We start from the raw sequence: 20126 nt of genomic DNA on the forward strand, positions 1-20126 counted from the left end.
ATGGAGTGGTTGACGGCGCCTTTCGAGGTCACCTTCGTGCAGCGGGCCCTGTGGGCCGGGATTCTCGTGTCGGCGATCTGCGCCCTGGCGGGCACATGGGTGGTGCTCCGGGGAATGGCCTTCCTCGGTGACGCCATGTCCCACGGACTGCTGCCGGGAGTCGCGGTCGCCGCGCTGCTCGGGGGCGACCTGATGGCCGGAGCGCTGGTGAGCGCGGCCCTCATGACGGCCGGCGTCACCGCGCTGGGCCGCACTCCGAGGCTGTCCCAGGACACCGGCATCGGCCTGCTCTTCGTCGGCATGCTGTCCCTGGGCGTCATCATCGTGTCGCGGTCGCAGTCGTTCGCGGTCGACCTCACCGGGTTCCTCTTCGGCGACGTCCTCGCGGTGCGCGAGAGCGACCTGGTCCTCCTGGGGGCGGCGCTGCTGCTCGCGCTGGCCGTCGCGGTGCTCGGTCACCGGGCCTTCCTGGCCCTGGCGTTCGACGCCCGCAAGGCCCAAACACTCGGCCTGCGCCCCCGCCTCGCGCACGCGGTGCTGCTCGGACTGCTGGCCCTGGCCATCGTCGCCTCCTTCCACATCGTGGGAACGCTGCTGGTCCTCGGCCTGCTCATCGCCCCGCCCGCGGCGGCCCTGCCCTGGGCGCGCAGTGTGCGCGGCGTCATGCTCCTGGCCGCGGCCCTCGGCACGGTCGCCACCTTCGGCGGCCTGCTCCTCTCCTGGCATCTGCGCACCGCCGCCGGAGCGTCCGTCTCGGCCCTCGCGGTCAGCCTGTTCTTCCTGTCCCACCTGGCGTCCGGAGCCCGCCACCGGCGCCGCGCCCCTCGCACGGGACTCCCCGCCGCCGCTCCCGTACTCACCGCCGCCACCCCCGCCACCCGACCCGACGAAGCCTGAGGAGATCTCCCTTGCGCGTCCGCATACGTACGACGTCCCCGCCGTCGGTGCTCCTGGCCGTGGCCCTGCTGGCCGCGGGCTGCGCGAGCGGCGACCCCACCCGGCCCACGCCCGGCCCCGCCGCCTCCGCCGCGCCCCACGGCTACGTCGAAGGCGCCACCGAGGCCGCCGAGCAGCAGTCGCGGCTGCTGCTCGGCGATCCCCGCACCGGTGAGACCCGGGTCCTGGACCTGACCACCGGCAAGACGCACGGCACCGCACGGAGAACGGGCGTCACCGGCCTCACCACGGACGGCCGCTTCGGCTACTTCCACGGCCCGCAGGGCACCCACGTCCTCGACGGCGGCACGTGGACGGTCGACCACGGAGACCATGTGCACTACTACCGGGCGACGATCCGGGACGTCGGCGAACTGCCGGGCGGCCCCGGCACTCACATCCGCGGCGACTCCGGGACGACCGTGGTGACGGGACCCGGCGGACAGGCGAGCGTCTACCGCCGCGCCGACCTGGAGCAGGGCACGATCGGCCGCTCCGTCGGCCTCCCGGGCATCTACGCGGGGCCCGTGGTGCCGGACGGCGAACGCCTGATCGCTCTGACGCGGGACGGACGCGGCCCCGCGAGGGCCGTGGTGCTCGACCGTGACGGCAAGCGGGTCGCCGTGACGCACGGCACGTGCGAGGACCCGCGGGGTGATGCGGTCACCCGGCGGGGGGTCGTCTTCGGGTGCGCCGACGGGGCCTTGCTCGTGACCGACACCGACGGCGGGTACACCGCCGTGAGGATCCCGTACGGCGACGACGTGCCGGAGGACGAGCGGGCCACCGCCTTCCGGCACCGTCCGGGCGGCACCGTGCTGACCGCACCCGCCGGCAAGAACGCCGTCTGGGTCCTGGACGTGACCGGGCGTGCCTGGACCCGGGTGGGCACCGGCCCCGTCGTCGCCGCCAACACCGCGGGCGAAGGCGCCCCGCTGCTCGTCCTGCAGGCCGACGGAGCCCTGCACGGCTACGACGTCGCCACCGGCAAGGAGACCGCGGTCACCGCCCCCCTGCTGAACAGGCTTCCCCAGGCCCCCGCGGGAAGGAACACGGCACCCGTGATCGAGGTCGACCGGAGCCGGGCCTACCTCAACGACCCCCAAGGCAAGCGTGTGTACGAGATCGACTACAACGACGGCCTCCGTGTCGCCCGCACCCTCGAACTGGACATCCGGCCGTCCCTGATGGCGGAGACGGGCCGATGAACGTACGCGTGCGGACAGCACGGCTCCGTGCTCTGCTCCTGTCCCTGATCAGCTTCTTCGCCGTGGCCGGCACGGCGACCGGCTGCACGGGCGACGGCGGCCGGCCCCGGGTCGTGGTGACCACCAACATCCTCGGCGACATCACCCGCGAGATCGTCGGCGGCGAGGCGGACGTCAGCGTCCTGATGAAGCCCAATGCCGATCCGCACTCCTTCGGCCTGTCGGCCGTGCAGGCAGCCGAGTTGGAGAACGCCGACCTGGTCGTCCACAACGGGCTCGGTCTCGAGGAGAACGTACTGCGGCATGTGGAGGCCGCCCGCGAGTCCGGTGTGGCCACCTTCGCGGCCGGCGAGGCGGTGGACCCGCTCACCTTCCGCACCGGGGACGAAGGCGGTCCGTCCGAAGAGGCCGGGGAGCCGGATCCGCACTTCTGGACCGACCCCGACCGGGTACGCAAGGCCGCCGGACTGATCGCCGACCACGTCGTCGAGCACGTCGACGGCGTGAGCGAGAAGACCGTCCGGGACAACGCCGAACGCTACGACGGCCGACTCGCCGACCTCACCGCCTGGATGGAGAAGTCCTTCGCGGCCGTACCCGGCAACAGGCGGTCCCTGGTGACCAACCACCACGTCTTCGGATACCTCGCCGAACGCTTCGGCTTCCGCGTCATCGGCGCGGTCATCCCCAGCGGCACGACCCTCGCCTCGCCCAGCTCCTCCGATCTGCGCTCCCTCACGCAGGCCATGGAGAAGGCGGGGGTGCGCACCGTCTTCGCCGACTCCTCCCAGCCCACCCGGCTGGCCGAAGTCCTCAGCCAGGAGACGGGCGGCGACGTGGACGTCGTCGCCCTGTACTCCGAGTCGCTGACCGAGAGGGGGAAAGGCGCCGGCACCTACCTGGAGTTGATGCGCGCCAACACCACCGCCATGGTCGCGAGCCTCACCCGCGACTGATCGGGACTCCCCTGATCGGGACTCCCCGCGACCGGCGGACCGACCGCTCCACCACGGAACCCGCTCCACCACACAACCCCGCCCACCACCGAACCCGGCGCCCGTCAGGGCCCGAGAGGAAGCACACCATGAACAAGCCGATACGCGCCAAGACGCTCACGGGCACGGCCCTCGCCCTGGCGGCGTCCCTGGCGCTGACCGCCTGCGGCGGGACCGACCACGCCTCGTCCGAGGCCAAGCCGAAGCAGGCGAAGGGCAGCGAGGCCGTCGCGGTCAAGGATCCGCTGGTCGCCACCTTCGACGGGGGACTGTACGTCCTCGACGGCGAAACCCTGAAGCTGGCCAGGACGGTCGAACTGCCCGGCTTCAACCGCGTCAACCCCGCGGGTGACGAGGAACATGTCGTCGTCTCCACCGACAGCGGCTTCCGCGTCTTCAACGCCGCCCGGCAGACCTTCACGGACGCCGAGTTCAAGGGCGCCAAGCCCGGACACGTCGTGCTGCACGGCGGCAAGACGGTGCTGTTCACCGACGGCACGGGAGAGGTGAACGTCTTCGACCCCGCCGACCTCGCCGACGGCAAGAAGCCGCGGACCCGCGGCTACACCTCGGCCGAGCCCCACCACGGCGTCGCCATCGAGCTGACCGGCGGCGAACTCCTCAGCACCCTGGGCACCGAGGAGAAGCGCACCGGCGCCCTCGTCCTGGACCGGGACAACAAGGAGATCAAGCGCGCCGAGAACTGCCCCGGCGTGCACGGAGAGGCCGCCGCGAAGGACGAGGCGATCGCCGTCGGGTGTGAGGACGGCGTCCTGGTCTACAAGGACGGCAAGTTCACCAAGGTCGACGCCCCCGACGACTACGGCCGCATCGGCAACCAGCGCGGCAGCGACCTCTCCCCGATCCTCCTGGGCGACTACAAGACCGACCCGGAGGCGGAGCTGGAGCGGCCCACCCGCATCTCGCTGATCGACACCCGGACGGCGAAGCTGCGCCTGGTCGATCTCGGCACCAGCTACTCCTTTCGCTCGCTCGCCCGCGGCCCCCACGGCGAAGCACTCGTCCTCGGCACCAACGGCGTCCTCCACGTCATCGACCCGGAGACCGGCAAGGTGACGAAGAGGATCAACGCAGTGGGCGACTGGACGGAGCCACTGGACTGGCAGCAGCCGAGGCCCACCCTCTTCGTACGCGACCACACGGCCTACGTCACCGAGCCCGGCAAGCGCCAACTGCACTCCTTCGCGCTGGACTCGGGCAAGAAGCTCAACTCCGTGACCCTGCCGAAGAGCACCAACGAACTGTCCGGCGTCGTCGTCGGCCACTGACCGGTCCCGTATCGCCGGATCTCCGCGGCGTCCGTCCACCCGGGGTGGACGGACGCCGCGAAGTAGGTGCGCCGGTGCCGAGGACCAGCCCGGCGGCACGCAGCCCAAAGGGATCCCAGCGCACCGGTGAAGGCGAAGCGGGCGAGCGCCGGGTCCTGTGCCGGTGACGGCGCGGTCCCGGGCCCCACGCTCCGGAAGTCCGGCGATCGGTCGGGCGGCCTCCTCGGCGCACCTCGCGGTCCGGGCGGATCCGGCCGTGCGATCAGGCCGCTCGTCGAGTCGCCCGCAGAACGACGTCGTCGACGTGGTGGGTGCTGGCCGCGCCGGGGGGCCGTGGCCGGGTTTCGTGGACCTCGACCTGCCAGGTGCCGGGGTCGGCGCCGAGCGCGGCGGCGATCTCGTCGACCCCGACGAACGCCTCCGGGTCGTACATCCGGGTCTGGTTCGCCACGTCCACCGGGTCGCGCAGGGGGGCCAGGTCGTGGTGCACGGCCAGCAGCGTGCCGCCCGGGGCGACGGCGGCGAGCAGACTGCGCAGACCGCGCTGGTCGGGCGTGCGCTTGAACGAGCCGTACTGCAGCGACACCAGGTCGAAGGTCTTGCCGCCGAAGGGTGCGGGATCGCCCGCGTCGCCGCGGACGAGGTCGACGGTGAACCCGCGGCGTTCGGCCTCGGCGCGCACCCGGGCGAGCGCGTTGCCCGAGATGTCGGTGGCGGTCACCTTCCAGCCGTGCTCGGCCAGCCAGAGGGCGTCGGCGCCCTCGCCGGTTCCGACGTCGAGTGCCCGGCCCGGGGCCAGGGCGGCGACCTCGTGGATGAGCGTGCCGTTGGGGTTGCCGCTCCACGCCCGGTCGGGACCCCCGTAGCGGTGGTCCCAGTCGGTCTGCTCGCCCGAGTGCCGGACGGCGGCGCGCAGATCCTCCTCGGCGAGGCTGAAGGCGATCATGGCGCCGACCTGGCTGCCCTGGGCGGCCGACGGCAGCACCTGCAGGCTCGGGTCGGTGACGTTGCCGGCCGCGTAGATCCCCGGTACGGCGGTCTCGCCACGCGCGTCGACCGCCAGGACCTCGCCGGCGCCGGTCGGGTGCGGGGTGGTGCCGAGCCCGGCCCCGGCCAGCACGTCGGCGCGTGCCCGGAACCGCGAGCCGACCACGACGGCATCGGCCTCGAGCACGCGGCCGTCGCCGAGCTCGACCCCGGAGACCTCGCCGTCCGGCCCGGTGAGGACCCTTGTGACCTTGCCGCGCTCGACGACGACGCCCGAGGCGGCAAGGGCTTCGACGGCTTCCTGGTCGAGTCCGGTCGCATCGTGCAGCACGACGGTCAGCCGGTCGGTCAGGTGCCGGAACAGCGGAGTCGGGTGGAGACCCAGGGGGTGCGTGACGATCTGCACCAGGCGCCGGTCGCGCACCTCGAAGCCGTGGCAGAACGGGCAGTGGACCACGCCGCGCCCCCACCCCTCGGCGACTCCGTCGATCGCGGGGAGCTCGTCGGACACGCCGGTCGCGGCGAGAACGCGGCGGGCCACCAGCGTGTGCCCGCCGGTGAGGTCGAGCCGGAACCGGCCGTCGTCGCGACGGTGCACCCCCACGACCCGGCCGGAGAGCACCTCCCCGCCGTAGGCGCGTACTTCGGCGCGCCCGATCTCCGTCAGCTCGCCGGGCGCGGCGCCCTCGTGCCCCAGGTAGCCCTGCATGTGCGTGGCCGGGGCGTTGCGCGGGGTGCCGTCGTCGACCACGACGACGCTGCGCCGTTGGCGGGAGATCTGCAGGGCGGCGGCGAGCCCTGCGGCCGAGCCGCCGATCACGGCGACGTCGCAGTGACGCTCCAGGGTGGCGTGCGGGGTGTGGCTGACGTGCTCGCCGTCCTCGGAAGGGGATGGGTCGGCTGCGTGGGCTGAGTGCCTGCTCTGTACGGGATCGTCGCTCATGGGCCCGACGGTACGGCGCCCGGCGTTCTCGGCAAAGCGGCTTGCGGAATGTGCAAGGTGTGCCAGGATGGGGGCGTGAACGGAGTCGCCGACATCGAGGCCCTGGCGCGGGCCCGCCTGCGCAGCATGCGCACCACCCTGGGGTACTCCCTCGACGAGCTGGCCGAGCGCACCCACCTCAGCCCGTCGACCATCAGCCGTGTCGAGACGGGCAAGCGCACGCTGAGCCTCGATGTGCTCGTGCCGCTGGCCAACGCCCTCCAGATGAGTCTCGACGTGCTCTTCGAGGTGCCCACCGACGACGACGTGGTCATCCGTCCGGTCGCGCACAGCAGCGGCACGCGGACGACGTGGCCGCTGAGCCGTCCGGACGGGCGCACGGTCGCGGTGAAGATGCGCCTCGAGCCGTCCGACACCCTTCCCGGCCAGCGAGTGCACCCGGGCCACGACTGGTTCCTCGTGCTCGAGGGTCGGGTGCGGCTGTGGCTGGGCGAGCGGCAGATCGACGTCGACGCGGGTGAGGCGGCGGAGTTCGCGACGATGGTCCCGCACGCGATCACGGCCCTGGACGGCCCCGCCGAGTTGATCATGGTCTTCGATCGCGAAGGGCAGCGCGCGCACGTGCACCAGTGACGGGGCTGCACGCTCGGGCGGTGCGCCTTCGTGCCGCACAGAGGGCTCCGCGTCGGCCGTGGCGGCGCTCGAACCGCTCGACTCGCCCGGCGGTGTCCCGGGCGCGGCCGGTACCTGTGGAGGGGTGGCTCACGTTCGAGATCTTGACGTCGCCGACGCGGTAGGTGCAGCCGGTCCCCGCGGTGGAGTGGAGCTTGATGAGCGGGCGCACCTCGTTGGGGGCCATGACGGGTACTATATGGGAATGGTTTCCATTACCAAAGAGTGCCCGTCCGGCGAGAGGAAGTAGAACCTTGTCCGCTCACTGCCAGCTGATCGGCGCGAAGCCGGGCTTCGGCAACACCATCTCCCACTCGCACCGGCGCACTTCACGCCGGTTCGACCCCAACATCCAGCGCAAGCGCTACTGGCTGCCGAGTGAGGGCCGGTACGTCCGGCTGACGCTCAGCGCGAAGGCGATCAAGACCATCGACAGCATCGGCATCGAGGCCGCCGTGGCCCGTATCCGCGCCCGGGGAGTGAAGGTCTGATGGCCAAGAAGAGCAAGATCGCGCAGAACGAGAAGCGCAAGGCGACCGTCGAGCGGTACGCGGCCCGCCGTACGGAGCTGAAGGAGATCATCCGCCGCCCGTCCTCCACCGAGGCCGAACGCCAGGCCGCCGTGGAAGAACTCCGGCGCCAGCCCCGCAACGCGAGTGCGACCCGGGTGCGCAACCGGGACAGCGTGGACGGGCGGCCTCGCGGCCACCTGCGCAAGTTCGGCCTGTCCAGGGTGCGGGTGAGGGAGCAGGCGCACGCCGGATTCCTTCCCGGAGTCACCAAGTCGTCCTGGTAGCCGTGCCGCTCGCCTGAGGGTAGTCGTCGTCCGTGACCCGGCGGAGTCACGGACGACGACTCCGCCCTCGGGGAACCACGGCTGACGTCAGGGCAAGCGCAGGAGGTCGAGCCGATAGCCCTCGGCCGGGGGGAGCCGCCGGGCGGCGGTCGCGGCCACCATTGCGTCGGGGTGCATGGATGGGAAGTCCGTCACCCGGCCGTCGAACAGGAGGGTGCGCAACGGCGCGCCCCGGAGACCGGGCAGCTCGTCGAAGCGGGCGAAGTCCTCGTCGATCGAGGCGGAAAACTCTTCGGCCCGCGCGTCCGCAGCAGGGCGTGTTCCCTGCGGTTCTCGACCGCGCAGGCGTACGGCGGGATGAGAGGTGTCTCCCGCGCCGCCCCGAGGCGCGGCGCTTCCCTCTCCGCGAGCAAGCTCCCTGACGCAAAGGGTGTACCGGGCCGGACGTTGCCGTGGCTGCGACCACCGTCCGGCCCGGAGTCTCAGTGGCCCGTCACGGTGGTGAGAGGCTCGTGCTCGTGTGCGCAACTCTCGTCGAAGCCGTAGGTGTCCCAGGCGGGGAAGGGGTCGGCCGCGGGCGGAGCTTCGCCCGCCCGCATGAGGCACTCGGACAGGGCCGCCCGCAGCCGCTCCGCGTCCAAGCGGGCGCCGATGAAGACGAGTTCCTGGGCGTGGGGGCTGTCGGTGTCACGCGCGGAGGAGGGCTCGAAGCGTGCCACGGATCCGGCCTGGGACCACAGTCCCGTCACATGGGGCCGGCCGGCCAGCGTGAAGAAGCCCTTGGAGCGGAGGACCTGCCCGTGGGCGCCACTGTCCAGAGTCTCCGTCACGAACGTCCACAGCCGCCCCGGATGGAACGGTGACGCGGAGCGGAAGACGGTGGAGGAGACGCCGTACTCCTCCGTCTCGGGGACGTGGTCGCCGTTGAGTTCCCGCACCCAGCCCGGGGCCTGCTGGGCCCGTTCCAGGTCGAAGCGGCCGGTGCCCAGGACCTCGCCGACCGGGACGCGGCCCCGCACGGCCGGCACGATGCGGGCGGCCGGGTTGAGGCGGGCCAGGGTGGCCCGGAGCCGGTCGGCGGACGCGTCGTCGACGAGGTCGAGCTTGTTGAGGACGATCACGTCGGCGAACTCGATCTGGTCCATGAGCAGGTCGCTGACCGTGCGTTCGTCGTCCTCGTACTGGTCCAGGCCCCGTGCGGCCAGCTCGTCGCCACCGTCCAGCTCGGGCAGGAAGTTGACGGCGTCCACGACCGTGACCATCGTGTCCAGCCTGGCCAGGTCGCCGAGGGTGGCTCCGTCGTCGCGGGCGAAGGCGAACGTGGCGGCCACCGGCATGGGCTCGGAGATACCGGAGGACTCGATGAGGAGGTAGTCGAAACGCCCCTCGCGCGCCAGCCGGTCCACCTCCTCCAGCAGGTCGTCGCGCAGGGTGCAGCAGATGCACCCGTTGGTCATCTCGACCAGGCGTTCCTCGGTCCGCGACAGCGCCGCCTCACCGCCGCGGACGAGGGCGGCGTCGATGTTGACTTCGCTCATGTCGTTGACGATGACGGCGACGCGCAGGCCCTCGCGGTTGGTGAGGACATGGTTGAGCAGGGTGGTCTTGCCGGCACCGAGGAACCCGGACAGCACGGTGACGGGAAGGCGCGGCGGGAGGGCGTGGGTCATGCGGCGTCAGCCTTCGGGGCGCAGCAGACCGCGCTCGTACGCCTTGGCCAGCCGCTGGGGAACCCGGTACGGCACGCCGTCCACCGTGACGGTCACCAGTTGCGGCGTCACGGCCTTCCACTGCGCGCGACGGTGGCGGGTGTTGCTGCGCGACATCTTGCGTTTGGGTACGGCCATGAGGGCCTCCGGGGGTGAGTGGTGGGCGGTGAACACAGACGATACATGAAAATGGATGTCATTACGGAGTCTTGCTGTGGTCGCTCCGAAATGGTGGGGCTTCCGCTCGGGTGCGGGCGGTAGGTGCAGCGGCGGCTCCGTCTGTTTCGGCCGCCGCGCGACTGGTGGTTCCCTCCTCGGCCCAGCGCTTCTCGGTGGCGGCGAGCAGCTCGGGATCCTCGATCCAGGCCCGTTCGTTCCCCAGGGCCTCACGTTCCCACTCGGCGTCGAGTCGCTGCTTGTTGTCGGGGTCGGTGGTCCGCGTCTCGGTGATGACCGCTGCCGTGATGTCGCTCCCCTCGAAGGGGCGGGGATGAACTCGTCGATGAGCAATGTCTCCCCTGGGCTGCGCGGTTGACCTTCGCGTGCCCCATGGGGCCTCCTCGGCGTCCCAACGACATGGGACCGTGACACCCTTCCGTACCTCCTCCCGGCCGACGGCTCCGCGGCGGCTTGATTCGCGCAGACCGCGCAGGTGAGCAGCCTGCTCGCCATGGCGCACGACGCTGTGGCAGGTCTTCCGCCCGACGTACGTATGACGGGGGACCCCCGTATCCGCCATGCCGCCGCGTCCCAGCAGCTGCTGCGCTTGATCAGTCCCTACGTCCGCGATGTCTGGGAGGACGTCTTCCCGGAGCTGCTGCGCCCCGCTCCGGCCGACACGACTGCCGCGTGAAGCTCACTCCGCTCCACGAGCGTCTCCTCGCCGAAACCCTCGACCTCGCCTCCCCCTACCCTCTGGTCCTCACCGGCGATGCAGGCCCACGGCCTGGTCGAACGCTTCAGTCGTGACCTCGACGTCGCCACCGAGAACCAGGCTCCGATGCAGGAGATCGTCGCCTCACTGACAGCCGGCCTCAGCGCGCGCGGATGGCGGACCATGCACGTCCAGACCGATCCGCTCAGCGGCCCGGCTTCTCGTCACCGATCCGGGCACCGGCGAGGAGTGTGAGGTCGATGTCCTCAAGGAGGCGTTCTGGGCTCAGCCTGCCCAGACCCCCTACGGTCCCGTTCTGTCCCTCGACGACGTGATCGGCACCAAGGTCCGTGCCCTCGCCGACCGCGGCACCGTCCGCGACCTCATCGACGTCCAGGCCGCCTCCCGCCACCGCTCCACCGCCGATCTCGAATCCCTCGGCCGCCGACGACCCGGGAGGAGGTTCGGCGGCCCGTGCCGACTCGGCCGGAAACGATGGTATGGCGTGCCTACGCGGATGCAGGCAGGGCGGGGAACACGACCACCGAACCGTCCTCGTCACGGGCGATCTCGATCGCCACGTCCGTGGGGCGGTTGTCGACCACGAGGCCGTCGCCCAGCTGGTGGATCCGGTGAGCCGCGCGCATCAGGCGATCGACTTCCGCGCTGGTGAAGACGGGCGGCCGCAGTCCCTGCGGCCGGGCCAGTTCCAGATTCGACAGGCGGACCAGAACACCGATGATGCTCGACTCCAGGTCTTCGAGTCGCTGCTGGTCGCGCTTGAGTGCGCGGGTGAAGTTCGCGAAGAGGTTCCCGGGGTCGGTCTGGGCGTGTTCGACGGCCTGCAGGATCACGACCCGCCGCTTCAACGCGATGGCCAGGGTGGCGAGTTCGAGGTGGGCTTGGAAGGTGCCGCCAGGGTTGTCGATGCCGGGGAACGACTTGGTCAGCGTGCCGAGATCGACGGCCTGACCCTCCGGCAGCTTGTCGAGTGCGCTCTGCCACTTGGCGAGGCGGCGATCGGCAGTTCCCAGTGCCGAGTTGATGGCATGCACTGCCGAGTCCAGGCCCAGCGAGGCACCGGGCTTGCCCTGGTCGAGCAGAACGGCGGTGGCCTTGTCGATGGCGTCGCGGCAGCCGTCGAGTGCGCTCTGCTCCTTCTCGAGCTCCTGCTCCTGCAGTTGCTCCAGCAGTTCTGTGATGTGTTCGATCGCCTGCTGACGCTTGCCGTCGGCATGTGCGCTCACCCCCACCGCCACGGCCATGAGGACGAGCGGCGCGGCGACCGTGAGCATCGCAGTGCCGCCGACCGCCACGCCGGCGGTCGCACCGGCTCCACCGACCGCGCCCGCCGTTGCCGCTTGACCGACCGGCATGAACTTCGCCGCGCCGGCGATCTTCCCCGTCGAGTCGACAAGCGCGCCGCGGAAGCAACCGGCAGCCCCCTTCGCCGCCATCGGGCGAATGACGCCCTGACCGAACTGGGCGGCGACCTTTGCCGGAATCACCATGCGATACAGGCCTTCGCCGGCAACTGTCGCCGAGGTGGCCGACTTACGCGCTGATTGCGTGATGAGCTGCGACAGGTGCTGCGCCAAGGGACTCGCGGCATCGAGTGGGATGCCCCGGCCGCGGTCGAGTCGGCCCGGCAGCGGATGAACCTCGAGTGTGGCGATCGGCTCCTCGGCCAGGCCGGCCAGCACACTGCGCAGTTCAGCCAGGCGCTCCGCCGTCATCGGCCCGTCTCCGGTCAGTGCCGGCACCCGGACATCCCCGGTCGCCAGCGTCCACACCGGAACGGTTTCCTTGCGGTCGTGAGTCATCGTCTCCCCCTTTTGTCCCGCACAGCCTACGGTCGGCGTCCGACGGGAACGGCATGAATCGTCGTGTACATGTGCTAGGAACGGGGCGTCTGCTGCCCTGCCAGGGCCCTCACGTTTTCCAGCAGCGCGTGCAGCAGCTTCGGTTCACCGCCGGCGGTGCGTGCGGCCTCGGCGTACGTCGGCCCGTGCTTGCCGTCCACGTAACCGTCGGCCGTGATCAGTTCCTGGCGGCGGGCGTCCCAAGCGGGCCAGTCGACCTTGAGGTAGGTGTCGAGGTCATCCTCGAACACGGTGTGGGTCGACTCGCTCACGCTCGCGGGGGTGGCTTCGGCGGTGATGCCCAGATAGCCGAAGATCCTCGTGTTCCTTGTGACAGATGCCCGAATGCTGTCGACCTTCTTCTCGGTGTCCGCGTCGGCTACCCTCCGCGGCCCGGTGTCTGCGTCGAAGACGAGGTGGCAGCGCACGCCGAACCCGGTGAGGATGGCATGGCAGAGGATCATGTTGCCCTTGCCCTCGGCGTTGACCACGCAGATGCCCTCGGCGCCGAGGCTGATGCCCTGACGCTCGGCGAAAGCCAGGAGGATGCTCTCGTCCGTGGCGCCTTCGACCAGGACGGCGACGTCGGCGAACAGCGCCTCGGCGAGCTCCTTGATGTACCGAGTGGCCCCTCGTCGTGCGATGGACATCTCCGGTACATGGCCGTCGAGGGACTGCCGCAGCTCCGTTTCGGTCAGGGCGCGCAGGCGCACCTCCGGATGCTCGCCACCGCTGACCCGGTACAGCCTGCGCACCTGCTGATAGTCGCTCGGATCGATGAACACCGGGCTGTGCGTCGCGTACATCACCTGGGTCTGGTCCTCGGCCGACGAGACCAGGCTGCGCAGCACGTGCGCGAAAACCCTGGTCTGCGCCGGGTGCTGGAACAGTTCAGGTTCCTCGATCGCCAGGCACAGGGAGCGCGTGCCCCCTTCAGCGCGGCGGCACTCCGAGAGGTACCTGAGGGCCGCGATGATCAGGGCGCGCTGGAATCCATGCCCCTGACGGCGGACCGGCGTCAGCGCCGCCCCGTCACGGATGGTGACCGCGAACGCGGTCTTGGCCCGTTTGGGTACCTGGGCTGTCGGGGTGACGACGACGTCCCGTCCGGTGGTGAAGCGGCGGACCTCTGCGGACAGGGCGCCGGACAGTCTCGCAAGTACCGGCTCGTAGATCTCTTTGTGCACCTTCTCGCGGGCCGCTTGGGCGTCCTCGTCGATGGCCGTGAACTGGGCTTCCGCCTCCGAGCGGTCGACCGCGTGCTCGAGGATCCGCCCCACCACGGAGGCCTTGTTGTCGTCGGTCTCCTCGTAGGCCCGCAGATCAGCCGAGATGAAAACGAAGTCGATCAGCTTGCCGAGCAGCCCTTGGCCGGCGAAGCCGAAGAAGTGCGCGCCCTCTACCTCGGCCTCGGTGAGCCGGTCCCGGTTCCTCGCCTCCCAGGACCGCATCTCCGCCTCGGCGGCATCCCAGCCGCGGACGGCGGGCAGGCCGAGCGCCGGGTCCTGGTCACGTAAGGTTTTGTACGCGGCCGTCTTCTCCCGACTGCCGACGCCTTCCCGGATCCGCTCGAAGGGCGGATAGGCCAGGGCCTTGCCCGTGATCCGGTCCTCTCCGTTCTCCCAGGTACGCCAGATGCTCAGGGTTTCCCTTCCGTCGGGTGCGTAGTGGCCGAGCGCGGACCGGTCGGAAGGGGTGAGGCCGTCGAACTCGACCTCCACGCGAATGCGCTTCGTCTCGGCCGCCGAGTGCACGTCCTCCTCGCTGAGGATGCCGCCCTTCTCACCGTTGAAGAACCAGTCCAGTGCGCGCAGCACGGTGGACTTGCCGACGCCCGTCGGGCCGATGAGTGAGGTGATGGAGTCGAAGGAGACGTCGAGACTGCGGATGCAGCAGAAGTTCTCGATGCGGACGCGCTTGATCTTCATGGTCTTCCTGAGGTGGGACGGTGCGGACCGCCCGGGACGGCGAGGCGTCGTCGAACGGACGGTGACGCCATAGCACTTCGGATCCAGCCGGGCATGCGGGACGGGTGCTTCCGGTGATGTCCCCCAGACATCGCCGGAAGCATGGGAACTCAACCATGAGAGTGAAAGCGCTGTCAATCGAATCTTCGCGAGTGTGTGGAGATTCCAGAGCTGTCGTGAGTGAGCACGCGGAACTGCCGCGGCGGAGAGAGCGCTCGCGAGCTGCCGCGCGTTGCGTAGTGGTACGGCGCTGAGGGGATATCAGACCGTGGTGACGCCCGCCTCGGTCAGGAAGCTGCTCGGTTCGCCCGACCAGGACACGGCGAGACTGTCCCGGGCGCGCGTACAGGCCACGAACAGCAGGCAGCGCTCGGACATCAGGTCCGTCTCGTGCTGCCTGGGGTCCACGTCAGTCGGCGTGAGCGCCTTCGCGAACGGCAGCGCCTCGTCGTTGACACCGACGACCGCGACGCAGCGAAACTCCAGCCCCTTGAAGGAGTGCATGGTCCCGACCCTTACGGCCGTCTCCCCGCCCGCCGCCGCGGAGGCGCCGGAGGCGTTGCGCAGGGTCACGGCGGGAATCCCCGCGTCCTTCAGGCGTGCCACCGCCTTCGCGCACGTCTTGTTGAACCGGGCGCTCACCCCGATCTCCCCGCCGTCGACACCCGCGCCCAGCCATGACCGCACCTGGTCGACGAGCGCGTCCAACTCGGCTTCCTCGCTCGCCGCACCCCGTACCACCGGACCGTCGCCGTGCAGGGCGGAGCGGTATCCGAGCAGGGTGTCGTTGCGGTTCTCGTCCTCCAGCTCGGCGATCGGGCGGCCTATGAGGAGGGTCGTGGACCAGCGCAGGATCTCCTGCGTGCTGCGGTAGTTCTTGCGCAACTTCACCGACCGCCCCGTCACCTTGATGCCGAGGGACTTCAACGACACCTTCGAGTCGTAGATGCGCTGGTGCGGGTCGCCCGCGATGAACAGGTCGTCCGGACGGGCGGGGACGGCCGCCCGCAGCAGCCGCCACTGTGCCGGGTGCAGGTCCTGCGCCTCGTCCACCACCACATGCCGGTACTGCGGCCCCTTCTCGGCCAGCAGCCGCGCCGCCTCCGCGCACGTCTGCAGCCAGGTGCGGGCCCCGTCCGCCGCAAGGTCGGCAGTGAACCGCTCGACCGTCTCCCACACCAGGGGCCGTTCGGCCACCGTCAGCCGGCTTCCGCGGCCCCGCCGGTCCGCCGCCTCATAGTCGGCCAGGGTCCGGATGTCCTGGGCAAGAATGACGTGCCGGTACTCTTGGGCGAGGAACTGCGCGCTGCCGGTGAAGCCCGTCGCCTTGGCGGCCTTGCCCCAGCGGCTCTCCTCCTGGTTGTACATCAGTGGCCGCAGCGCCACCGCGTCCGGCTTCTCGGCAACGATACGGCTGGCGAGGCCGTCCACCGTCGAGATGTCCACGCGTTCGCGCAGCGCCGGGTCGTCCACCAGGGACTCCAGGCCCGAACGGAGCGCGTTGACGAGGGCGTTGGTGTAGGTGGTGAGGAGGATGCGGTCGCCGTCGCGCAGGTGGCCGAGCAGGTGCTTGACCCGGTGCAGCGCGACGACGGTCTTGCCGGTGCCCGGCCCGCCCGTGACCTGCGCGGGTCCCGAGTACGACGCCCGGTAGGCCACCTTGCGCTGAGACGGGTGCAGGAAGACACGCCAGGCCGCGAAGGGCTTCTCCAGGATGTCCCGCAGCTCCTCGGAGGCCGTGACCAGTGCGATACGCGCCCGGCTGTGGTGGATGGCCGTCTCGTAGTCCTGTGTGTCCACCGGCTGTGTGGACGCCTGGAGGGCGGGCGCCACGATGTCCTGCCAGACCTCCTCCACCGTGCAGCCCGCGGCGAGGTACTGCAGCACCTCGCGCTGGTCCTGCGGCAGCAGCGGCGCGAAGACGTCCAGCTGCTCCTGGTCGACCAGCGACCGGGCCTGCCGCAGCGTCTCGTCGTCGATGCCGAGCGCCTTCAGGTCCCCGTCGGAGAACTTCGCGAACAGCCGCTGCTTCGGCGAGGTCCGCGCCACCCGCTCGTACGCGGGCGTGATCTCGTCCAGGGTCGCCGCGTCCCGGATCTCGACGGCCCGCGTCACCGCGTTGACGCTGGACTTCTGCTTCTTCGCCCACTCGATGGCCTTGTCGTGCTGCATGACCCGCAGCAGGACGAAGGTGTCACCGGAGGGCGGTGCGAGCACCACACCGCGCCAGAACTGGTCGATGCGGATGGTCCGGATCTGCTTGTCCTTCGCGTTCGTCAGACTCTCCAGCTTCAGCCCCTGGTCCTTGAAGAGCTGATCGAGAGTGAGCCGGTTGAACTTCTCCCAGGCGTCGAGCACGCCCTTCCTGACGGGCGGCTGGAGCTTGGGGAGTTCGGCGAAGAAGCCGATGTCGAAGGCGAGCTGCGGCATGCGTGGATCCTCGTGTCCGGTCGGGCGTCGGTGCGGACGAACAGCAGGTCAGGGGGAGGGATCAGGCCGATCGGGGACGTCGCCGTCAAGATCCAGACGGATCACGGCGAGGGTCTCGGCCACCTCGGCGGTGAACTCGTCGTCGGGACCGAACACCAGGCACAGGTCCGCGTGCAGCGGGTCCAGGACGTCGAAGGCGTCCGCCGCCCGCCCCTGGGCGAGCAGCAGCATGCCGATGTCGCGGCGCAGCTCCACCGCGTTCTCGCTCACGTCGCCGTCGACGGAGCGGACGACGTCGAGGACGCCGTGCAGACCGGCGAGCGCCTCGGTCACCTGGCCGAGCTCTCCTCGGCAACGGGCCGCCTGCGCCCGGCTGTCCAACGCGTCCTCGCTGCTCGGGCCACTCACGCGCCCGTAGGCGCCGGCGAGCGCCTCGAACTCCGGCAGCGCGGCCCGGTGGTCCCCCGCCAGTTGCCGGCTGAACGCCCGGCGCCTGCGCAGTCCGAGGACCGCCTTGTTCTCCGAGCCGAGGGCCCGGGCGGCCGGCTCGATCATCTCGCCCACCACCTCTGCGGCCTGCGCGTACCGCTCCTCCTCCATCAGGGCGCGGTAGTGCGCGTGCACGTCGAGGATCTGCTCCCGCAGCGCCTCCCGCTCGGCCGCGGGGACGGCGGGCGGCACGTCCGGACCGCCGGGGGAGGCGGTACGGCCCGCGCCCGCGGCTGCGGCACGTGAGCGGGGCGCGTAGGGGCGGCGAAAGATCCCGGTCGGGTCCGGCGCCCCCGCGGGCCCCGTCTGCCCGGGCGCGGCGTCCTCACCGGGCACGGGCAGGAACGGCCGCAGCCGCTCGTACACCTCCTGCACGTCCGCCGGACGCGCCTCGGGCGCCTTGCGGAGCAGGTGCAGAACGAGTTCCTCCAACGCCGCCGGTACGTCGGCGCGCAGCCGGCGCAGCGGCGTCGGTGCCGCGTTGACGTGCTGCGTCATCAACTGCCACTCGCTGTCACCGCCGAACAGCGGCCGCCCGCAGAGCAGTTCGTGCAGCACGCACCCCAGCGCGTACAGGTCGGTGCGCGGCGTGACCCGCCCGCCGCGCACCTGTTCCGGCGCCATGTACTGGTGCGTCCCGATCGGACTGCCCGTCGCCGTCAGCTTGGTGACATCCGTCCGGAGGATCGCCGCGATGCCGAAGTCCAGCACCTTCACCGTGCCGTCACGGGCCACGAGGATGTTGCTCGGCTTCAGGTCACGGTGGACGACGGGCACGTCGTGCGCGTACGACAGCACGGTCGCGACCTGCGCCGCGACGGCAGCCGCCCAGCTGACGGGGAGGGGCGGCCCGTCCGGGCGCACGTACCCGGTTAGCGGCACGCCGTCGACCAGCTCCATCACCAGGAACAACTGCTCGTACGACTCGTCTAGATCGGCGTCGTACACCTGCGGCACGCCCGGGTGCTGGATCCGCGCGGTGATGCGGGCCTCGCGCTTGAACCGCTTCTCCAGCTCCTGCGCCAGGTGCGGCGACGTGACGGCCTGGGGGCGGATGAGCTTCACGGCGACCGGCCGGTCCAGTACGGCGTCGTAGCCGCGCCACACGTCCCCCATGCCGCCGTGGCTGAACTGTTCCAGCAGCTCGTAGCGTCCCGCGATCCGCCGTTGTTCCGGCACCTGGCCCCGTCCCGTCCCCGTCGTCGTCCCAGTCGTGTGTCCGAAAGGCCTTCGATGTGGTTGGGGATCAGTCTCGTGGGTGGGGTTTCGTGAGTCCAGTCAGGGCGGGCGTGTGCTACGTGATCAAGACAGGCGATCAGGCCAGGCAAGGGGCGGTGCACTCCGCCCAGACGGTCTTGCCGGGCCCGCCCTCGGCCCGGGGTGAACAGCCCCAGCGGTCCGCCAGCGCCTCGACGAGGAGCAGCCCGCGTCCGCCGTCACCGTCCTGAGGGGCCTCGGGCGTGGTGGTGATGAGGTGGGCGAGGCGTTCGCCGCGGGTGTCGCTGACCTCGATCCGTACGGTGCCGGTGGCCGGGGCGGCGGTGAGGAGGACGTGGAGGTCGCGGCCGGGGACGTGGCCGTGACGCACGGCGTTGGCGCACAGCTCCGATGCGATGAGGGTGAGGTCGTCGTGTACGTCGCTGCCGTAGGGGATGCCCCAGGTGTCGAGGCGGTGCCCGCACAGTCGCCGGGCCAGACGGGCGCCGCGTGGGGTCGAGCTGAAGCGCATCGTGAACTGGTACACCGTGAGGGGGGATTGTGTTGCGGTCATGCACTCACGGTGGCGTTCTGTGGCCTAGCGTGACCAGTGGTGACGCGCTGACGCCGATCTTTCGTACGGGGCGGGCGCGGGTGCTGTACGGGTCGGTACTCGGGGGAGAGGCGGTAGGGCGATGACTGAGGTGAGGGACGAGGAGTCGGCGCGGGAGCAGGAGCAGCGGCGGCCGGAGGACGAGCCGGGGACGGGTGTGGTGGCCGCGTTCGGACGGCAGTTGAAGCTGTTGCGGACGCGGGTGGGACTGGAACGGGCCGAGTTCGGGAAGCGGGTGGGGTACTCGGCGGACACGGTGGCGTCTATTGAGCAGGGGAGGCGGATTCCGCAGCCTCGGTTCATTGACAAGGCGGATGAGGTGCTGGGGGCTGGGGGGTTGCTGACGGCGCTGAAGGAGGAGGTGGGGCGGGCGCAGTATCCGGCGTTCTTCAGGGATGCGGCGCGGTTGGAAGCTGACGCCCATGAGCTCTTCCTCTACGCGATGCAAGCGGTGCCAGGGCTCCTCCAGACCGAGGAGTACACACGTGCTCTGCTCGCCATGCGACGTCCGCTGCTGGACGAGGACACGATTGAACAGCGCGTTGCAGCTCGGCTGTTGCGCCAGGAGGTCTTCACGCGGTGGCCTGCACCGCTCGTGAGTTTCGTCATCGAAGAGGCCGTGCTCCGCAAACCGTTCGGCGGTAAGCCAGTGCTACGCGGGGTCCTTGAAAACATCCTGCTCATCGGACACAAGCGCAACGTCGAGATCCAGGTCATGCCGAACGACCGTGAGGACAACGCTGGTGTAGACGGACCCTTCACGTTGATCACGCCGAAGAAGAGTGACCAAATCGCCTACTTAGAAGTGCAGGGACGCAGCATCCTCGTCACTGACCGGGACGAGGTGCGGTCCATCTCAGCGCGTTATGGGATCATCCGAAGTCAGGCTCTCACTCCGCGAGAGTCTCTGGGATTCGTAGAGAAGGTGCTGGGAGCTATGAACACGGGCGAGTCGTGGCGCAAGAGCAGCTACAGCGGTGCGGAGGGCGGCGAGTGCATCGAGATCGCGGAGACCAGTGAGGCCGTATGGGTGCGTGACTCCAAGCGACCCACGGAAGCCAAGGTGTCCTTCGGGACGGAAGCCTGGGCCGGTTTCGTACGGATGGCCGCAGGGCGCTGAACTGACTGAAGACTGTCGGGGCCCGGCGCGCGCGGCGCA

General features: G+C 70.5%; 17 protein-coding genes and 3 pseudogenes. 11 read left to right on the forward strand and 9 right to left on the reverse strand.

The window, feature by feature from the left end; translation table 11 throughout:
- The 4 genes from aztB to aztD all read left to right on the forward strand — a co-directional run bounded on the left by aztB (position 1) and on the right by aztD (position 4428).
- Entirely contained in the window at positions 1 to 897 is an 897-nt protein-coding gene (gene aztB / locus DDW44_RS27960) for a zinc ABC transporter permease AztB (protein WP_108908200.1), read from the forward strand.
- An 11-nt stretch (positions 898 to 908) separates the two neighbouring features.
- Positions 909 to 2144 carry a hypothetical protein gene (locus DDW44_RS27965; RefSeq protein ID WP_108908201.1) on the forward strand — a complete coding sequence of 412 codons (1236 nt, stop codon included), beginning with the start codon at positions 909 to 911 and terminating at the stop codon, positions 2142 to 2144.
- Complete coding sequence (gene aztC, locus DDW44_RS27970) at positions 2141 to 3100, forward strand: zinc ABC transporter substrate-binding protein AztC (protein ID WP_108908202.1); 960 nt, start codon at positions 2141 to 2143, stop codon at positions 3098 to 3100. Before DDW44_RS27965 ends, aztC begins: the two co-directional genes overlap by 4 nt.
- Positions 3101 to 3228: 128 nt before the next feature.
- Complete coding sequence (gene aztD / locus DDW44_RS27975; protein WP_108908203.1) at positions 3229 to 4428, forward strand: zinc metallochaperone AztD; 1200 nt, start codon at positions 3229 to 3231, stop codon at positions 4426 to 4428.
- A gap of 262 nt (positions 4429 to 4690) precedes the next feature.
- On the opposite strand, the gene DDW44_RS27980 is transcribed toward aztD, so the two are convergent.
- Complete coding sequence (locus DDW44_RS27980) at positions 4691 to 6358, reverse strand: FAD-dependent oxidoreductase (protein ID WP_108908204.1); 1668 nt, start codon at positions 6356 to 6358, stop codon at positions 4691 to 4693.
- Between the two features lie 75 nt (positions 6359 to 6433).
- Here DDW44_RS27980 and DDW44_RS27985 point away from each other — a divergent pair, with 75 nt between their 5' ends.
- The gene (locus DDW44_RS27985; protein WP_108908205.1) at positions 6434 to 6991 is read left to right on the forward strand and encodes a helix-turn-helix domain-containing protein; all 558 of its coding nucleotides are present in this window, start codon (positions 6434 to 6436) and stop codon (positions 6989 to 6991) included.
- On the opposite strand, the pseudogene DDW44_RS27990 reads toward DDW44_RS27985, so the two are convergent.
- A pseudogene (locus DDW44_RS27990) lies at positions 6945 to 7163 on the reverse strand (hypothetical protein); the annotation flags it as partial. The gene DDW44_RS27985 and the pseudogene DDW44_RS27990 sit on opposite strands and share 47 nt — an antisense overlap.
- 121 nt (positions 7164 to 7284) lie before the next feature.
- On the opposite strand from DDW44_RS27990, the gene rpmB reads away from it, so the two are divergent.
- Both rpmB and rpsN read left to right on the forward strand, forming a co-directional pair.
- On the forward strand, positions 7285 to 7521 hold the full coding sequence (rpmB, locus tag DDW44_RS27995; protein ID WP_108908207.1) for a 50S ribosomal protein L28: 237 nt from the start codon (positions 7285 to 7287) through the stop codon (positions 7519 to 7521).
- Positions 7521 to 7826 (forward strand): 30S ribosomal protein S14, encoded by a 306-nt coding sequence (gene rpsN, locus DDW44_RS28000; RefSeq protein WP_108908208.1) that lies wholly within the window; start codon positions 7521 to 7523, stop codon positions 7824 to 7826. Before rpmB ends, rpsN begins: the two co-directional genes overlap by 1 nt.
- A 482-nt stretch (positions 7827 to 8308) precedes the next feature.
- On the opposite strand, the gene DDW44_RS28005 is transcribed toward rpsN, so the two are convergent.
- Together DDW44_RS28005 and rpmF are read right to left on the reverse strand one after the other, a co-directional pair.
- The gene (locus tag DDW44_RS28005) at positions 8309 to 9496 is read right to left on the reverse strand and encodes a GTP-binding protein (RefSeq protein ID WP_108908209.1); all 1188 of its coding nucleotides are present in this window, start codon (positions 9494 to 9496) and stop codon (positions 8309 to 8311) included.
- Between the two features lie 6 nt (positions 9497 to 9502).
- The gene (rpmF, locus tag DDW44_RS28010) at positions 9503 to 9673 is read right to left on the reverse strand and encodes a 50S ribosomal protein L32 (protein ID WP_027733907.1); all 171 of its coding nucleotides are present in this window, start codon (positions 9671 to 9673) and stop codon (positions 9503 to 9505) included.
- A gap of 532 nt (positions 9674 to 10205) precedes the next feature.
- Between rpmF and DDW44_RS31830 the strand changes: the two genes are divergently transcribed.
- Positions 10206 to 10388: a hypothetical protein gene (locus tag DDW44_RS31830; protein WP_146207062.1), complete on the forward strand. Its 183-nt coding sequence runs from the start codon at positions 10206 to 10208 to the stop codon at positions 10386 to 10388.
- A pseudogene (locus DDW44_RS28015) lies at positions 10385 to 10875 on the forward strand (nucleotidyl transferase AbiEii/AbiGii toxin family protein); the annotation flags it as partial. The gene DDW44_RS31830 and the pseudogene DDW44_RS28015, both read left to right, overlap by 4 nt.
- 43 nt (positions 10876 to 10918) lie before the next feature.
- Here the strand turns inward: DDW44_RS28015 and DDW44_RS33055 are convergent.
- The 5 genes from DDW44_RS33055 to DDW44_RS28035 form a co-directional block, all read right to left on the reverse strand.
- Complete coding sequence (locus tag DDW44_RS33055) at positions 10919 to 12232, reverse strand: hypothetical protein (protein WP_244224129.1); 1314 nt, start codon at positions 12230 to 12232, stop codon at positions 10919 to 10921.
- Positions 12233 to 12306: 74 nt separating this feature from the next.
- Positions 12307 to 14199, reverse strand: coding sequence for an ATP-dependent nuclease (locus tag DDW44_RS28020; RefSeq protein WP_108908210.1), 1893 nt, complete (start codon positions 14197 to 14199; stop codon positions 12307 to 12309).
- Positions 14200 to 14499: 300 nt separating this feature from the next.
- Positions 14500 to 16668: an ATP-dependent helicase gene (locus DDW44_RS28025; RefSeq protein ID WP_108908211.1), complete on the reverse strand. Its 2169-nt coding sequence runs from the start codon at positions 16666 to 16668 to the stop codon at positions 14500 to 14502.
- 48 nt (positions 16669 to 16716) lie between these two features.
- Complete coding sequence (locus tag DDW44_RS28030; protein ID WP_425275705.1) at positions 16717 to 18273, reverse strand: serine/threonine-protein kinase; 1557 nt, start codon at positions 18271 to 18273, stop codon at positions 16717 to 16719.
- A 199-nt stretch (positions 18274 to 18472) separates the two neighbouring features.
- Positions 18473 to 18928: an ATP-binding protein gene (locus tag DDW44_RS28035; RefSeq protein ID WP_244224130.1), complete on the reverse strand. Its 456-nt coding sequence runs from the start codon at positions 18926 to 18928 to the stop codon at positions 18473 to 18475.
- 121 nt (positions 18929 to 19049) lie between these two features.
- On the opposite strand from DDW44_RS28035, the pseudogene DDW44_RS28040 reads away from it, so the two are divergent.
- Together DDW44_RS28040 and DDW44_RS33060 are read left to right on the forward strand one after the other, a co-directional pair.
- Positions 19050 to 19907 (forward strand): annotated as a pseudogene (locus tag DDW44_RS28040) (helix-turn-helix domain-containing protein); the annotation flags it as partial.
- Positions 19905 to 20087, forward strand: a complete 183-nt coding sequence (locus DDW44_RS33060; RefSeq protein ID WP_244224243.1) for a DUF397 domain-containing protein — start codon at positions 19905 to 19907, stop codon at positions 20085 to 20087. The pseudogene DDW44_RS28040 and the gene DDW44_RS33060, both read left to right, overlap by 3 nt.
- The last annotated feature ends 39 nt before the right edge of the window (positions 20088 to 20126 follow it).

Origin of the sequence: Streptomyces tirandamycinicus, from assembly GCF_003097515.1 — a bacterium.
GTDB lineage: Bacteria > Actinomycetota > Actinomycetes > Streptomycetales > Streptomycetaceae > Streptomyces > Streptomyces tirandamycinicus.

What these genes read in the sequence shown, in the direction of transcription:
- aztB (WP_108908200.1), top strand. Translation starts at nt 1, where the DNA reads ATGGAGTGGTTGACGGCGCCTTTCGAGGTCACCTTCGTGCAGCGGGCC.
- aztC (WP_108908202.1), top strand. Translation starts at nt 2,141, where the DNA reads ATGAACGTACGCGTGCGGACAGCACGGCTCCGTGCTCTGCTCCTGTCC.
- aztD (WP_108908203.1), top strand. Translation starts at nt 3,229, where the DNA reads ATGAACAAGCCGATACGCGCCAAGACGCTCACGGGCACGGCCCTCGCC.
- DDW44_RS27980 (WP_108908204.1), bottom strand. Translation starts at nt 6,358, where the DNA reads ATGAGCGACGATCCCGTACAGAGCAGGCACTCAGCCCACGCAGCCGAC.
- rpsN (WP_108908208.1), top strand. Translation starts at nt 7,521, where the DNA reads ATGGCCAAGAAGAGCAAGATCGCGCAGAACGAGAAGCGCAAGGCGACC.
- DDW44_RS28005 (WP_108908209.1), bottom strand. Translation starts at nt 9,496, where the DNA reads ATGACCCACGCCCTCCCGCCGCGCCTTCCCGTCACCGTGCTGTCCGGG.
- rpmF (WP_027733907.1), bottom strand. Translation starts at nt 9,673, where the DNA reads ATGGCCGTACCCAAACGCAAGATGTCGCGCAGCAACACCCGCCACCGT.
- DDW44_RS31830 (WP_146207062.1), top strand. Translation starts at nt 10,206, where the DNA reads ATGGCGCACGACGCTGTGGCAGGTCTTCCGCCCGACGTACGTATGACG.
- DDW44_RS33055 (WP_244224129.1), bottom strand. Translation starts at nt 12,232, where the DNA reads ATGACTCACGACCGCAAGGAAACCGTTCCGGTGTGGACGCTGGCGACC.
- DDW44_RS28020 (WP_108908210.1), bottom strand. Translation starts at nt 14,199, where the DNA reads ATGAAGATCAAGCGCGTCCGCATCGAGAACTTCTGCTGCATCCGCAGT.
- DDW44_RS28025 (WP_108908211.1), bottom strand. Translation starts at nt 16,668, where the DNA reads ATGCCGCAGCTCGCCTTCGACATCGGCTTCTTCGCCGAACTCCCCAAG.
- DDW44_RS28030 (WP_425275705.1), bottom strand. Translation starts at nt 18,273, where the DNA reads ATGGGGGACGTGTGGCGCGGCTACGACGCCGTACTGGACCGGCCGGTC.
- DDW44_RS28035 (WP_244224130.1), bottom strand. Translation starts at nt 18,928, where the DNA reads ATGACCGCAACACAATCCCCCCTCACGGTGTACCAGTTCACGATGCGC.
- DDW44_RS33060 (WP_244224243.1), top strand. Translation starts at nt 19,905, where the DNA reads ATGAACACGGGCGAGTCGTGGCGCAAGAGCAGCTACAGCGGTGCGGAG.